Genomic DNA, 14302 nt, shown 5'->3' on the forward strand with positions numbered 1-14302 from the left:
AGAGGCACAAAAAAAAGTACACTTAGGACAGATGAAAACGGTTTTTCGGCACACTTTTCCTGTCACTTTTTTGTAGTCACGGTCAGTTTTGACGATTGCCAGAATGACTATGGCTCTTTGAAAAGAAAACGGCGGGCCGAAGCCCGCCATTTCCATTTTCGTCGTGTGCGGATTGCTTAGAAGCGGACCGATGCGCCAACGAACAGCTGGCGGCCGAGCGTTTCGTAAGTCGCCGGGAAAGTGTTCGCCTGCTCGTTGACCGTGGAGCCAAGGAGCGGAGCGTCTTTTCCAGTGATGTTTTGAACGCCGACCGTCAGGTCGAGGTTTTCATTGACGGCATATTGCAGCGTGACATCGACATAGTTGAACATGCCGATGTCGTCCGACAGATCGCCAATCGTGGTCTGGCCGGCCGGAAATGCGGAAGGATCGATTTCCGTACCGCCGACCAGACGCCAGCGAACCGACGTGGTCAACGGACCGGTCAGCAACGACGTCTGCATCGTGTGCTTGTACTTTGGCGTCGGCTCGTTTGCGACGATGCCGCAGTTGCCTGCGAAATAGCCCGCACACTCGATCGTCGGCGCAGTCGGCGTCGTTTGGAAGGTCGAGTCGATCGTGTAGTTGCCGTAATAGACCATGGACACCCTGCCGATATCCGACAAGTCGAACGCGTAGTTCGCCTGAATGTCGATCCCCTTGGCGCCAAAGCCGGCGATGTTGTCGACGGGAATGGATGAAAGATATGGCGGCTGGAAGATGCCAGTCAGCGGATCACGAACACCGTTGCCGAAGTACTGTTCGCAGGTCGGGATATCCCCCACGACATAGCACTGATCCATGAGGTACTGGAGCGGCGGCGCGGTGATGGCTTCGTCGATTTGAATGTCATAGTAATCGACCTGAAGCACCAGACCGTCGAGAGCCGCAGGCTGCCACACAGCGCCAACCGTCAGCGTGTCGGCGGTTTCCGCCGTCAGGTTCGGGTTGCCGCCGGTCAGGACCTGGATCTGACCAGACTGCTGAAAGTTTGTCAGCGGGGCAGGCACGCCATAAGCTGCACAGATGGCGGGCTGGCCATTCCCGGACCCGAAATTACCTGAGCCGCCAGCAGAGCACGGGTCCTGCGCGCCCGGGAAGCCGTTGGTGAAAGGTGAGAACAGTTCCGAGATGTTCGGCGCGCGGGCCGCATGCTGGAACTGGGCGCGGAAGCGAAGACCTTCCACCGGCACCCACTCGGCGCCGACGGAGTAGGTGCTGACGCCGCCGACCGAGGAGTAATCGGAGTAGCGATACGCGCCGTTGATCGAGAGATCTTCGATGCCGCGGACGCCCGAAATGATCGGGATGTCGGCTTCGCCGAAGATTTCGTAAACGTCATAGCGGCCGGTAACCGGCAGCGATGAATTGAAGCCGCGAACGTCCGGACCCAGCACGGAGTCAGGCTGGAAGTTGGCGAATTCTTCGCGGTACTCGACACCGAGCGCCACAGCAACCGCATCTTCAGCGCCCGGAGACTTGAAGCCTTCGAGACTGCCGTTCACCACGCCGACAAATTGGGTCTGTTCAACAATGTTAGTGATGATGCCGGTGCGGGCGATCGCCTGACCGCAAGCCTCGCTGATCGTATCGATGCCGAAGATGTTGCACGAACCGTTGGTGACGCCAGCGGACAGAGCGCTGGCCGAGATATTGCCTGTCAGCGTTTGTGTCGCGGACGAACGACCGAACTGGAAGAACGTGTCGTAGGACCAGTTCGGCGAGATGTCGCCGCGCAAGCCGCCCAGAAGCTGGAACGACGACGTGTCGCGGAGGCTGTTCCGCGGGCCGAGCGCCGAGTCGTTGTAACGGCGGGAGACGCTGATAAGGATGTCATCAACTTCGCCGTCGCCGTCCCGGTCCTGAACGTCCGAACGGTTGACCATGATCGGGTTGCCGTCGCCGTCAAGCTCGGGGTTGCCCGCATTGTCCATGCTCGGATCAGGGTCAACGTAGTCATAGGTTGCGATCAGGGTCGTGAGGAAGTCAGCCGGAATGTTCGGATTGTCGAGCGGAAGCACGAAGGTGCCGCCGACCGGCGTCGCCGCGAGCTGCGTAGCGACCACGGACTGGGCGAAGATGCCCCGGGCATAGACTTCAACATGCTCGTTGATCTCGAAAGAACCGCCCGCATAGACCGAGTAACGTTCCTGCGGAAGCTGGAGATAGTTGACCGGCGCGTAGTTGTACTGGTCCTGCGGATTCACGAAGCGGCGGCCCTGCGGCGCGCCGTTGAACGTCACATTGTTGGAGCATGTGCCCGACGGTGGGGTACAGGGATAGAACGGCATGCCGTCCGGGGCGTCGAGGAAACCCGGGAGTTCGTCGTCAAGGTCGAATGGCTCCGTATTGTCGTTTGGATCCGCGCCAAGCGTCTCGTTATTGGTGTTTGCAAGTGACGTCCACTGGCCGCCAAGCGCGGAGCCTGAACCGCCAAGCAGGAATTGCGTGCCGCCCACACCCGGATCAAGGTAAGAATCAGCCGAGAAGTCACGGTCGCCCTGGAAAAGCGCTTCGCGGTTGGTGTAGGACAGCGACATGATCGCGTTGCCACGACCGTCGGCGAAGTTGCCGCCCATGGTCAGCGCTGCGTTGAAGATGTTCGCATCCCAGCCAGAAGCAGACATTTCGTTGGAAACGTCGAGCTGGACGCCTTCGAAGTCGTCTTTCAGGATGAAGTTCACAACGCCAGCGATGGCGTCGGAACCGTAAATGGCCGATGCACCGCCGGTGACGATATCAACCTGCTCAACGAGCGCGGTCGGGATCGCGTTGATGTCGACAACAGCGCCCGGGCCTGAAGCCACATAACGCGAGCCGTCAACGAGGACGAGCGTCCGGTTTGTGCCAAGGCCGCGCAGAGAGACTGTCGCGGTGCCGTTGCCTGGGTTGTTCGACGTGGAGTCGAAAGCCGGCACAACTTGCGGCAGCGTGTTGAGGAACTGCTCCGAGTTGACCGTGTTGGTCAGCGTAAGCTGTTCGGCGTCGACACGGGCGATCGGGCTGGGAGCAGCCAGATCTTCGCGCGCAATACGCGAACCGGTGACGATGATGGTGTCGCCATCTTGGGCGACGGCCGGCATAGCTGCAGCAGCAGCGACACCGGAAAGCATTGTGGTGCGGAGATAGTTTTTCTTTTGAATTCGCATCGAATTTCCCTCTGTTGTCTACTCGGCACTCGCTGCCTCCAAGTCGTCAGAAAAACGCCCGCCCTCAGCTAATGCCCTGACATAAGAAACCGCTCGCCCGGCTGACCTCAGGCGCGGCAAGCCGGGTGCTGCATTTTTGCAACAGTTTTTTTGTGGATGGCGAGAATTAGACCGCTTCGTACAACAATGAGCATTAGTGAACAGACAACGCTCAAAAGTTTGCTATAGTTAAGAAGCGCTTGTTTTTAAAAACAGCGCGAACAGCCAGAGGGCGGCGGAGCCGTCCTCTGGCGTTCTCGGGTTCGCCCACACCCTCGGAGGAGTAGCGCAGGCGTACATTCAATTAGACACCGCGCACCGAGCAGACCTCAAAAAAAAGTTTTCTACCCGTAAATAAGCAATTCTTGCGCTGCGGCAGAGCCTCAAAGCGCGTCATTGTGGAATCCGGAAACGCCTGCTGAAAAAGATGCTTTCTTGTAGGGACTTTTTTGAGCGCAGAATAACTTTTGAGACCCGGAGATGGTGGGAGCGAGCATTCAAGCCAAGCTGGACGGCCAAGGCCGCCTGTATCAACAAATCTACCGGGCGATCAAAGGCGACATACTCTCAGGACATCTTGGCCATGGTGAGAAATTACCATCCATAAGAACCCTCTCCGCGGACTTTGGCGTTTCAAAGTCCGTCGTTCAGGCCGCGCTCGAATGCCTGACAGCGGATGAGCTCATTCATTCCGTTCATGGAAGCGGCATATTTGTCACCTATAACCTGCAAACAAAGAAACAGCCGCTGAAAAAAAACGCCCCCGAGCAAGATGCTTCGGTTGCGGGCAAACCAGCGCCTGCGATTTCCAATTTTTCAAAAGCGATGGAAGATGAGAATCCGCATCTCATTTTTCTTCAGCGCCTCCGCGACCCAAAACCGCAATATAATCTGGAATACGGAACCCCTGTCGCCAGCGCCGCTCTCCGAACGAAATGGTCCAAAGCGATGACTCTTGCCGCAAGACTTGACGGCGAGAAATACGCGGAAGCGGCAGGTGAAATTTCTCTTCGCACGGAGATCGCGAGATATATATGCAAATCGCGCGGAATTGGCTGCAACCCCGAAGACATAATCATTTGCAATGGTGCGCAACAAGCTTTTGATCTGGTTTCCCGATGCCTTTACACAGATCAGGCCAGCGTCGCTTTCGAAGATCCGGGCTATTTTAACGCACGACGCACTTTCCATGCGAACGGATACAAAATCATACCTGTGCCAGTAGATGAAAGCGGTATGCAGATTGAACGCCTGCTTGACCTTTCAAACCCGAATATTCGCCTGGCCTGCGTAACCCCATCTCATCAAATGCCTTTGGGTTCCGTTCTGTCTCTGGACCGGCGTCAGATGTTGCTTGCATGGGCGGCTAGAAATGAAACCGTCATCATGGAAGATGATTATGACGGAGAGTTCCGCTTTGGCTCGCGATATATCCCATCGCTCAAGTCGATGGATGAACATGACAATGTGATCTATATCGGAACTTTTTCGAAAACCATTTTTCCTTCTCTGCGGCTTGGATACATCATTGCGCCGGAACGTTTTCGAACTCATCTCCTAAATGCAAAGACCGTGTCCGATCTTGGAACTTCAGCGCTACTTCAAAAAGCGGCCGCCATTTTCATTCATACGGGAGGGTTTGCGCAAAATCTGGCCGCAACCCGAAAAGCATATGCGCAATGCCGGAACGCGCTCATCACATCGCTAAAGCAGTCTGGGCGGAATTTGAAAATTGTCGATGGCGCAGCGGGCCTCCATGTCAGCGTTCTCTTTCCGGAACCGATCTCTGATCGCATAGTCCCGCTGACGAACGCTCTCTTGTCGCGGTCCGTCTCGTTGCATGACCCGAGAGATTATTTCTTCGAAAAAGAGGCGTGCAACATGCTCATTTTCGGCTGCACCCAGATAGACAAGACGGACGCCGCCGAGAGCGTCGGACTGATCGCCGAAGAAATGGCCCGTCATCAGCTTTGCTAAGAGGCCCTGCCCACCACAAATGTTCAGCCCTTAAAATATTGTATTAATTGAATAATTTTTAACGCCCTCCGCGCAAGACGCTTCTTGAGGATCTGCCCGCCCCCGCTTGACGGAAGGGTTTTTGCAGGCTACAGACCCGCTTCTTTTAAACAACCGGGCGACAGAAACCGGGGCGAAAAAGGACACTGAGGCCCAAAAGAGCGCCTCTCGGAGTCGAATATGTACGCAGTCGTTAAGACTGGCGGTAAACAATACCGCGTTTCCAAAGATGATATTTTGAAGGTTGAGCGCCTGCCCGGCGAGGCTGGCGACGTTATCACGCTCGAAGACGTCCTGATGCTGGGCGACGGCGCGGACGTCACCCTTGGCGCGCCCAAAGTGGACGGCGCCTCGGTTGCAGCCGAAATTCTGGAGCAAAAGCGCGACAAGAAGATCATCGTCTTCAAAAAACGCCGCCGCCAGAACTACCGCCGCAAAGCCGGCCACCGTCAGCACCTCACTGTCCTCAAAGTGACGGACATCCTGACTGACGGCGCCAAGCCGAAACCGGCGGCGAAGAAAGCGACCAAAAAAGAAGAGCCGAAGAAAAAAGAAACTCCCGCCGCCGCTGCAGGCGCTGACGATCTGAAACTCCTTTCCGGCGTGGGTCCGGTGCTGGAGACGAAACTCCATGAAGCGGGCGTGACTTCCTTCGCGCAGATCGCTGCGTGGGGCCCGAAAGACATCGAAGAGTTTGATGAAAAGCTCTCCTTCAAAGGCCGCATTGAGCGCGAAGGCTGGGTTGAGCAGGCGAAGAAACTCGCTAAAGGCGAATAGGAGCAAGAGATGGCACATAAAAAGGCAGGCGGTTCCTCCCGCAACGGACGCGACTCGGCTGGCCGCCGGCTCGGCGTCAAAAAATTTGGCGGTGAAAACGTCATCCCTGGCAACATTCTTGTGCGCCAGCGCGGCACCAAGTTTCATCCGGGCGCCAATGTCGGCATCGGCAAAGACCACACGCTGTTCGCGTTGGTCGAAGGCCGCGTCGCGTTTGCTGAAAAACGCGACGGACGCAATTACGTCTCCATTATCGGCGGTGGTAACGACAGTTGATCGCGCCGTCTCACGGCGCCTCGGGCGCCGCTGATCGAGAGTTTCCAAAGAAGGCGCCCCAAAAGGCGCCTTCTTTCTTTTTGGACAAGGTGATCCATGACTCTCCTTCAGACACACCGCTTTCTCCTGCGCCCCATTGAACAATCGGATGCGCCCGTTTTCGCACGGCTCTGCAATGACAAGCTGATTGCCCGCAACACCGCGCGCATCCCTTATCCCTATACGCTCGAGGACGCCGAAATTTTCACCAAGACGGCGGCGGCTGCCTTCAGAAATGGCAAGGAGCATGCCTTCGCCGTTTGCGAGCAGGACACGATCATCGCTTGTTGCGGCGTGATGCGCATTACCAACATTTTGTTCGAACTTGGCTATTGGGTCGCCATGCCGGCGCGCGGCCGAGGCGTTGCAACAGAGGCCGCGTCCGCCGTCACGCATTTCGCTTTCACCGCGCTTCACGCCGAAACGCTTCTCGCGGGACACTTCGCAGATAATCCCGCATCGGGTCGCGTGCTTGAAAAAATCGGCTTCCATCACACGGGCGATACGCGGCTTCAGTTCTCGCTTGGGCGAGGCGGAGAAGCACAGTCCTTGCGGATGAAACTGGACCGCGAAGCGTTCAATGCGCCGGAGAGTGTCAAATTCGCCTGAAAGTTGCGCCTCGCGGAAAAACGCGCAAGCGTGAAACAATTGCGAAAACGCCTCTGTCTTCTCTGTCGGGCGTGAAGATATGACGTAAACGCTGAACTTGGCGTCATTGCTGATCCGGTATGTACAAAATTGTTCCACGCAGCTTCCTGCTCTTGATGATATGTGCGCAAGGCGCCTTCACGCCTGCTGGCGCCTGCTGGCGCAACCGCCGCAGGATTGCAGGATAAGGCCGCGCCGGCGCCCGTGGATAACTATTCACCAAACAAGGACTTAGCCCCCGCTTTTCGCGCCACCGGAGATTTTCTGCGTTTCACACTCAACCTTTGCGTGCCGGGATGTTAGCGTCCGGGAAAGGAAAAGAGGCAGCCATGACTAGCATCAGCGAATTCATCGTCCGCAAGGACAATCTTGGCGAAGGCCGGGTCGAAACGCGCGAGGCACCGACGTTAAAGGACGGTGAGGTTCTGGCGAAGGTCGACCGTTTCGCCATTACCGCTAACAACGTCACCTATGGCGTGGTGGGCGAACGCATCGGTTATTGGAAATTCTTTCCGGTTGCGGAGGATGGTGATGGCATCATTCCGGTTTGGGGCTTTGCTGATATTATTGAATCGAAACACCCCGCCATCGAGACGGGTGAACGCCTCTATGGTTATTTTCCCATGGCGAGCCATCTTGTCATGGCCCCATCGAAAGTGACGGACAGACGTCTTTTCGACGGCGCCGCCCATCGCGCAGGCCTGCCCCCTGTTTATAATTCCTATGCCCGCGTCAAAGCCGAACCCGGCTATGACAAGGCGATGGATGATGATCGCATGGTGCTTTATCCGCTCTACGCCACATCCTACTGCCTTTATGACTTCATGAAAGATAAGGTCTGGTTCGGCGCCAGGCAAATCATTATCCCGAGCGCGTCGTCAAAAACCGCCATTGGCTGCGCCTATGCATTCGCCGCCGACAGCGCCGCGCCAAAGCTTGTCGGCCTTACCTCCGCGCGCAACAAGGCGGCGGTTGCGAGGCTCAAACTCTACGCAGACGTTCTGACCTATGATGAGATTGAAAAGGTCGACGCCTCCGTTCCCTCCGTCATTATCGACATGTCGGGAAATGGCGATCTTCTCGGCCGCCTTCACAAACATCTCGGCGACAATATGAAATACACCTCCAATGTCGGCGTCACCCACTATGACGCGAACGCCATGGGCGCTGATTTCATCCGGGAACGGAGTGAAATGTTCTTCGCCCCCGGGCACATCCAGAAAAGAACGCAGGAATGGGGCCCCGGCGCTTTTGAAAAACAGGCCTTCGGATTCTGGAAGGACGCGGCGTTGAAATCGCGCGACTGGCTGATCATTCGCCGCGAAGACGGGCCCGAGGCCGTCAAGCGCGCCTGGGCCGATGTTTATGAAGGCAAAACGCCGGCGGATGCCGCCTGGGTGGTGGGATTTTAGCCGCTCGGACGGGATTTATACCCGACCAGCGAAAGAACAGCGGCGCCATATATTGCAGCGGGAAGCGCAAAGAAAAGGCTGAGCAAGAAAATGAAAGGAAGCACCGGGAGTAAGTTTTCAAGGTGCTCTCTTAAATCATATGGGTAAGATGACGGCTGTCTCATCGCCGTAAATTCTGCGCTCCCAAATACCAAAACAACAGTCATTGCTGCTGTCAAAAGCGCTGCTGTTAAAACAGTCAAAAGTATTTTCGAAGAAGTCGCAGCAGCGGCGCGTAACTGATAGATGGCGAACGCCATTCCCGAAGAGCATGACAGCGCTAATATGGTCTTCACCCAGTTCACGTCGACATCTGAGAAAGTGCTGGGATCGCTGCGCAGCAACACCGCCACGCCAATAACGACTAAATTCAATGGCCCGCCGAACAGCCACGCAAGAAACATGCTTTTAGTAGCTGGCTCACGCGGGTAGCGCATACTTAAATCCTAAAACGGGTTCAACGTATAGCCTTCCTGCTGCAACACGGCATGAGCGGTCATCGCTGAGATCGCCATTTCAACGCCGGGCAATAAATCTTCGTTCGTGACATAGTAATGTGTGGCGCTCTGGCCGCAGACGATCACGCGCACACCATGCTCCATCAACGCCGCCAGCATTGGCGCGTTGGCGTTCTCACCACCCACGGCCTCGGCGTAATGCGCCGCTCCGGATACATCGTGCACAGCCTTTCCGTGGATGACGAGTGCGAGCTTCATGTTCTTTTCTGGAACGCCGGCGCGCGCATGCATGTTGATGAAGCGCGCCGCCGTCTCCAGCCGCCGGTTTCGCGCGCCTGACTCGCCGCCTTCGCGCACATCATAACTGACCTTGAATGACATCCCCTTGGGGATTTCGAAGTCCGCATCCACATCTGCGACGGGACCATATTCCTCAAAAACAGGACCCGGCGTAAACGCATCATCCTGAGCAAAAGCAGATGACATAACGACTTGCAGAGCGAGAATGCCGATCCAGATTTTCATCAATGTTTTCCTGTTCAAAACTGCGCCTAAAGGTGGCCCGAAACGCCCTTGCCGTCCTATAAGACATGACAGCCGGAGTATAACCTTATGTCAGAACCGCTCGTCAAATCCCGCGTTGAAAACGGCATCGCCGAAATCATGCTCAACAGGCCGGATGCGCTGAACGCCTTTACCCCGGATATCCTGAAAGCATTGATCGGCGCAGTGAAAGAAGCCGAAAAGCAGGCTCGCGTGATCATCCTGTCCGGCACCGGCCGCGCGTTTTCTGCAGGCGTCGACCTGAAAATGCTACAGGACGCGACATTCGAAAAAGGTAAGGTCGACAACGTCTTTGACAATATCTCCGTTAAAGCCACCGACGCTATTCGCCATTGCGCGGTTCCGGTCATCGCCAAGGTCCACGGATTTTGTTTCACCGGCGCGCTTGAGCTGGCGCTGCACGCAGATTTTATCCTGACAACGGAGAATACGAAATTCGGTGACACTCACGCCAAATGGGGCCTGCGGCCGAGCTGGGGCATGAGCCAGAATCTCGCTCGCGCCGTTGGTGTCCGAAAAGCGCGGGAGCTGTCTTTCACCGCCGCCACCTTCACCGGCGCCGAGGCTGAGCGCTGGGGCCTCGCCAACGCATCCTTTGAGGACAAGGAGGCGCTCGACGTTGAAACCGCGAAACGCGCCGCCGCCATCGCCGGGGCGAGCCCGGGCGCCATTGCGGCGTATAAGGATCTTTATCGCTACGCCGAGGAGAACCCGCCGCTGGAAGACGCGCTCGCCGAAGAGCAGCGCCGCGACTATGCGCAGATCACGGATACAATGGATCGTCTGAAAGGTTTTGCACGATGACCGAGGATCGCCCCCGCCTTCTCGTCGATATCGTCTCGGACCCGGTGTGCCCATGGTGTTATGTGGGCCTCAAATCCTTCATTGCGGCGAAAGAACGCTTGAAGAGCGAGTTTATCGTGTTGCCGCGCTTCCGCGCCTACCAGCTCAATCCTGACACGCCCGCAGAAGGCGTCGATCGTCAGGCCTATTACGCCAGAAAATTCCCTGACGAGGCCCAGCGGACGCAAATGATCCATCAATTGAAGGCCGCCGCGCTGGGCGCAGGCTTCGCTTTTGATCCGTCAAAACCGGCGCATCTACCCAATACGCTGAAAGCGCACCAGATCATCCGCCTCGCCCATTTTGACGGGGCGCAGGAGCGCCTCGCCCTGGCGCTTTACGCCGCCTATTGGGACGACGGCGCGGATATCGGCGATGAGGAAACCCTGGCGGATCTGGCGCAGGCGGCTGGCCTTGATATTGAGAACGCGCGGCAGGATCTGAAAAACCCGAAGAGCATTGCGGAAATAAAAACCGAAGCGGAAGGGTTCCGCCAGGCGGGCGTCACCGGCGTCCCTACCTTTATCGTTAACGAGCGCACCGGTTTCGCCGGGGCCCTGCCGCCAGCGCGGCTTGCGGAGACCTTGCGCGAGGCTGCAAACGTCACCCGGGTGCAATAAGAGGACCCCGGTTTTTTTGCTATATGCGCGGCGCCGGTTTCGCATATGATGCGCCCATGAAACATTTATTTGTCGCCGCTATCACCTGTTGCGCCGCCCTGGCCTCCTCTGCTTTTGCGGAAATCACCGTCTCCGACGCCGCTGCGCTGGAGAAAGCGGTGACGAAAGCCCGCAAGGGAGAGACGATCCTCATCACCCCCGGCCGCTATGACCTGACCGATCTGAAAATCCCCCGGGACATGACCCTGAAGGGGGAGGATGGCGTAATCTTCTACACGACGCGCCCGACTGAAAAGGGCATCTTGAACCCGCTCTGGGACACATCGCTCCGTGTAGAGAATATCAGCTTTGAAGGCGCCAGGGCGCCGGATCTCAATGGCGCCGGGATTCGCCATGACGGCATGAATCTCACCATTGTGAATTGCGTATTCGATTCCAATGAAGACGGCATTCTCGCGACCGGACAGGATGAAGGCGTCGTCACCATTTCCGGTTCAATTTTCATTAATAACGGCTATGGCGACGGCTATTCCCACGGCATCTACATGGCCGGCGGGCACACCCTGACGATCAGCGCCAGCCGCTTTACGGGGACGCGCATCGGCCATCATGTGAAATCGCTCGCCGCCGTCACCAAGGTCACGGGATCGAGTTTTGACGATGCAGATGGAAAAACCAGCTATTCGATCGACGCCTCGCGTGGCGGCGCAGTCACGATAACAGGCAATAGTTTTATCCAGGCCGCTGACGGCGACAACTCCACGATCATCAATTACGATCAGACTCGTGGAGGCGACGCGGACTCTCTCGTGATCACCGGCAACAAAATCATCAACCGCAATCGCAATGGCCACCTACTCCGTAATGGTACGGAACTGACGCCCGTCATTGACGGTAATGAGATCACAAATGAAGCCGGCGGGCGGCTTGACCTAAACTGATCGATACGCGCAATTGAATTTTATCACGTTGATATAACATCCCAATTTGCGACAAAGCGCACTGTGAGCAGTCTTGACGGCCTGCCTATGCTGTATTCTAAATTTCATATTGCGACTTTGTTTTGCCCGAGCTTTACGACCCCGCCCCTTACCGGGCTCAATGGCCGAGTTTAGATCCCAAGACATGGTTGCCTACAAAAGACCCTCTTCCACACAATCGCGGACTGAGGACGACGCCATGAATAGGAGATCGAACAATGGCTACAGGCGCTGTTAAATGGTTCAACGCCACTAAAGGATACGGATTTATCGCCCCTGATGATGGCGGCAATGACGTATTCGTACACATTTCCGCAGTCAAAGATGCGGGTATGCCCGATCTGCAGGAAGGACAAAAAGTGTCCTATGATCTGATCGATCAACGCGGGAAAACATCTGCCGGCAATCTGAAACCGGCTTAAAAAAGCGATACAGACCAGGCTCCGCCGCTGCGCATCCGCGCGGCGGCGGTTTTCTTTTGGGCGTCGGTCGACTTATCCCGGCGCGAGACCGAGTGACGACGCTCATAGGCGACAAGTGTCGGCGCGTTTGAGAGCAAGTATGAAATGGCGGTCCCTAGAGGATTCGAACCTCTGGCCTCTGCCTTCGGAGCTGGACCCTACACTGTTTCCGAGGATTTCCAAGGCGCTCGATACTCTTGTGGATTTCACTAAATCCATCAACGAATTCAATCATCTAAAGTGATCCTCAGCCCCAGAACGTTGCGAAGCGTTCGAACGGCTTGCATCCCAATTTGGTTCACGGTGCTGAGATGGTGCTGACATGAAATCGCGTTTTCGTTTCTGCCTTTCCAAGGCAGCGGTCAAAATCACTGGTGCTAAAACGGTGCTAGGATGCGGGCCGGACGACCTATTGGACGGTGTCGCAAATGCCGTCTGCTAATGTCAAGCTGACCAAACGCGTCGTCGATGGCGCCTTCCCGAAGGAGCACGCTTACACTTTATGGGATCGCAACCTCGCCGGGTTTGGCCTCCGCGTCCAGCCGACGGGAGTCAAGTCTTACATTGCCTTTTACCGGATCGGTATCGGTAGGGGTGCGAAGCAACGTCAGGTCACGATCGGCAAATCGACGGCCATCACCTGCGAGGCGGCACGTCGTGAGGCGCATAAATTTATCGGCGCGGCGCGCGCCGGTGAGGACCGGTATGACGCGATCCGGCGCGCGGAAAACGAGAACATGTCCGTGTCGCGGATCATCGATCTGTGGGCGGAGGAAGCCGCCCCCATAAATCGCAGAACGGGAAAGACGCGCCAAAAGGCGGGCGTTCTGAATGACATCAACCGCCTCAACGCCCATGTGAAACCACTGATCGGGCAGCGTCCGGTCGGGGCGCTCTCAAAGGGCGATATCGAGAAGCTTCGCGACGACATCACCAAAGGGAAGACCGCGTGCGTAGTGAAAACCCGGAAATTCGGCTTGCGGCAGGTCAAGGGCGGCGAAGGAACCGCGAAGCGCACGATTAGTACGTTCAAGAGTGTCTTGTCTTTCGCGGTAGACCGCGGATACATCGTCGAAAACGTGGCGGTTGGCGTAAGGCTCGCGCCTGACAATAAATGCGAGCGATTTCTTTCCGAGGAAGAGGCCGGCCGCGTCGGCGCCGTGCTGGCGAAATGGGAAGCCGCGGAACGGCGCATGAGCGGCGTCCGCATCATCAAGCTTCTGCTCTTGACCGGCGCCCGCACGGCCGAGATTGAGGAATTGCAGTGGCGTGAGATCGACTTCGATCAATCGTTCTTCCGCTTCAACAACACAAAGTCTGGCAAATCAATACGCCCCGTCTGTCCGCAGGCGCTGGCGATTCTCCGTGCGACGCCGAAGCAACATGAAAAGTGGGTATTCCCGAACAAAAAACGCTCCGGTCCCTATCGCGGCACTCAGTCTGTCTGGCGGGATATTCGAGTCGAGGCTGGCGTGCCGGATGTACGCAAACATGATCTGCGTCACAGCTTTGCAAGTTTCGGAATTTCGAGCGGACTTTCATTGCCAATCATCGGCGCTCTTCTCGGTCACCTCCGGCCGGAGACGACTCAACGCTACGCCCATCTCGCCGATTCGCAGGCGCGCCAGGCTGCGGTCAGCGTCGGCGGAGTAGTTGAATCGGCTTTAAAACTATCATGAGTTTTATACATACAGAATAAAAACCATCCCGGCCGCACATCTTTATGCTTTAGGACGGGTGAAGGGCTCTAGTATTTCTACTTGAGCCAATAATTAAATGGCCTATTGGTGCGGTCATCGGGACTTGTTACACGAAAAGGTGCTCGATTTATTATACCTAACCGGTCGCGAATCGAGCTCCGCATTTATCCCGTCAGCGATCATGAGACGTTTTGAGGTAATTCTCTAACGGAGAATTTTGGTTCATCGTAGCTCTGAGGAGG

13 protein-coding genes are annotated in these 14302 nt (G+C 56.4%); 10 read left to right on the forward strand and 3 right to left on the reverse strand.

The features are described from left to right. Positions 1 to 176: 176 nt before the first annotated feature. Entirely contained in the window at positions 177 to 3188 is a 3012-nt protein-coding gene (locus ACFOOP_RS02150; protein ID WP_379879218.1) for a TonB-dependent receptor domain-containing protein, read from the reverse strand. Positions 3189 to 3707: 519 nt separating this feature from the next. On the opposite strand from ACFOOP_RS02150, the gene pdxR reads away from it, so the two are divergent. The 5 genes from pdxR (at position 3708) to ACFOOP_RS02175 (ending at position 8395) form a co-directional block, all read left to right on the forward strand. Continuing rightward, positions 3708 to 5204: a MocR-like pyridoxine biosynthesis transcription factor PdxR gene (gene pdxR, locus ACFOOP_RS02155; RefSeq protein ID WP_379879219.1), complete on the forward strand. Its 1497-nt coding sequence runs from the start codon at positions 3708 to 3710 to the stop codon at positions 5202 to 5204. A 219-nt stretch (positions 5205 to 5423) separates the two neighbouring features. Further along, entirely contained in the window at positions 5424 to 6020 is a 597-nt protein-coding gene (gene rplU, locus ACFOOP_RS02160) for a 50S ribosomal protein L21 (protein WP_379879220.1), read from the forward strand. A 9-nt stretch (positions 6021 to 6029) separates the two neighbouring features. Then, positions 6030 to 6296 (forward strand): 50S ribosomal protein L27, encoded by a 267-nt coding sequence (gene rpmA / locus ACFOOP_RS02165; RefSeq protein WP_379879221.1) that lies wholly within the window; start codon positions 6030 to 6032, stop codon positions 6294 to 6296. Between the two features lie 96 nt (positions 6297 to 6392). After that, complete coding sequence (locus ACFOOP_RS02170; RefSeq protein ID WP_379879222.1) at positions 6393 to 6944, forward strand: GNAT family N-acetyltransferase; 552 nt, start codon at positions 6393 to 6395, stop codon at positions 6942 to 6944. Positions 6945 to 7312: 368 nt separating this feature from the next. Then, the gene (locus ACFOOP_RS02175; protein WP_379879223.1) at positions 7313 to 8395 is read left to right on the forward strand and encodes a DUF2855 family protein; all 1083 of its coding nucleotides are present in this window, start codon (positions 7313 to 7315) and stop codon (positions 8393 to 8395) included. Here the strand turns inward: ACFOOP_RS02175 and ACFOOP_RS02180 are convergent. Together ACFOOP_RS02180 and ACFOOP_RS02185 are read right to left on the reverse strand one after the other, a co-directional pair. After that, complete coding sequence (locus tag ACFOOP_RS02180; RefSeq protein WP_379879224.1) at positions 8392 to 8871, reverse strand: hypothetical protein; 480 nt, start codon at positions 8869 to 8871, stop codon at positions 8392 to 8394. The genes ACFOOP_RS02175 and ACFOOP_RS02180 overlap by 4 nt on opposite strands. 9 nt (positions 8872 to 8880) lie before the next feature. Next, the gene (locus ACFOOP_RS02185; protein WP_379879225.1) at positions 8881 to 9417 is read right to left on the reverse strand and encodes a DsrE family protein; all 537 of its coding nucleotides are present in this window, start codon (positions 9415 to 9417) and stop codon (positions 8881 to 8883) included. Positions 9418 to 9504: 87 nt separating this feature from the next. Between ACFOOP_RS02185 and ACFOOP_RS02190 the strand changes: the two genes are divergently transcribed. The 5 genes from ACFOOP_RS02190 (at position 9505) to ACFOOP_RS02210 (ending at position 14039) form a co-directional block, all read left to right on the forward strand. Then, positions 9505 to 10260 (forward strand): enoyl-CoA hydratase/isomerase family protein, encoded by a 756-nt coding sequence (locus tag ACFOOP_RS02190; RefSeq protein ID WP_379879226.1) that lies wholly within the window; start codon positions 9505 to 9507, stop codon positions 10258 to 10260. Next, complete coding sequence (locus tag ACFOOP_RS02195) at positions 10257 to 10919, forward strand: DsbA family oxidoreductase (protein ID WP_379879227.1); 663 nt, start codon at positions 10257 to 10259, stop codon at positions 10917 to 10919. Before ACFOOP_RS02190 ends, ACFOOP_RS02195 begins: the two co-directional genes overlap by 4 nt. Positions 10920 to 10975: 56 nt before the next feature. Beyond that, positions 10976 to 11860 carry a right-handed parallel beta-helix repeat-containing protein gene (locus tag ACFOOP_RS02200; RefSeq protein WP_379879228.1) on the forward strand — a complete coding sequence of 295 codons (885 nt, stop codon included), beginning with the start codon at positions 10976 to 10978 and terminating at the stop codon, positions 11858 to 11860. 257 nt (positions 11861 to 12117) lie between these two features. Next, a complete protein-coding gene (locus ACFOOP_RS02205; protein ID WP_379879229.1) occupies positions 12118 to 12321 on the forward strand; it encodes a cold-shock protein in 204 nt (67 codons plus the stop codon). Positions 12322 to 12788: 467 nt separating this feature from the next. Next, complete coding sequence (locus ACFOOP_RS02210; RefSeq protein WP_379879230.1) at positions 12789 to 14039, forward strand: tyrosine-type recombinase/integrase; 1251 nt, start codon at positions 12789 to 12791, stop codon at positions 14037 to 14039. The last annotated feature ends 263 nt before the right edge of the window (positions 14040 to 14302 follow it).

Source organism: Hyphococcus aureus (assembly GCF_042643165.1).
Classification (GTDB): Bacteria; Pseudomonadota; Alphaproteobacteria; order Caulobacterales; family Parvularculaceae; genus Hyphococcus; species Hyphococcus aureus.

Coding starts and splice junctions, on each gene's coding strand:
- ACFOOP_RS02170 (WP_379879222.1), top strand. CDS start 6,393: ATGACTCTCCTTCAGACACACCGCTTTCTCCTGCGCCCCATTGAACAA.
- ACFOOP_RS02195 (WP_379879227.1), top strand. CDS start 10,257: ATGACCGAGGATCGCCCCCGCCTTCTCGTCGATATCGTCTCGGACCCG.
- ACFOOP_RS02210 (WP_379879230.1), top strand. CDS start 12,789: ATGCCGTCTGCTAATGTCAAGCTGACCAAACGCGTCGTCGATGGCGCC.
- ACFOOP_RS02185 (WP_379879225.1), bottom strand. CDS start 9,417: ATGAAAATCTGGATCGGCATTCTCGCTCTGCAAGTCGTTATGTCATCT.
- rpmA (WP_379879221.1), top strand. CDS start 6,030: ATGGCACATAAAAAGGCAGGCGGTTCCTCCCGCAACGGACGCGACTCG.
- ACFOOP_RS02150 (WP_379879218.1), bottom strand. CDS start 3,188: ATGCGAATTCAAAAGAAAAACTATCTCCGCACCACAATGCTTTCCGGT.
- pdxR (WP_379879219.1), top strand. CDS start 3,708: ATGGTGGGAGCGAGCATTCAAGCCAAGCTGGACGGCCAAGGCCGCCTG.
- ACFOOP_RS02175 (WP_379879223.1), top strand. CDS start 7,313: ATGACTAGCATCAGCGAATTCATCGTCCGCAAGGACAATCTTGGCGAA.
- ACFOOP_RS02205 (WP_379879229.1), top strand. CDS start 12,118: ATGGCTACAGGCGCTGTTAAATGGTTCAACGCCACTAAAGGATACGGA.
- ACFOOP_RS02180 (WP_379879224.1), bottom strand. CDS start 8,871: ATGCGCTACCCGCGTGAGCCAGCTACTAAAAGCATGTTTCTTGCGTGG.
- ACFOOP_RS02200 (WP_379879228.1), top strand. CDS start 10,976: ATGAAACATTTATTTGTCGCCGCTATCACCTGTTGCGCCGCCCTGGCC.
- ACFOOP_RS02190 (WP_379879226.1), top strand. CDS start 9,505: ATGTCAGAACCGCTCGTCAAATCCCGCGTTGAAAACGGCATCGCCGAA.
- rplU (WP_379879220.1), top strand. CDS start 5,424: ATGTACGCAGTCGTTAAGACTGGCGGTAAACAATACCGCGTTTCCAAA.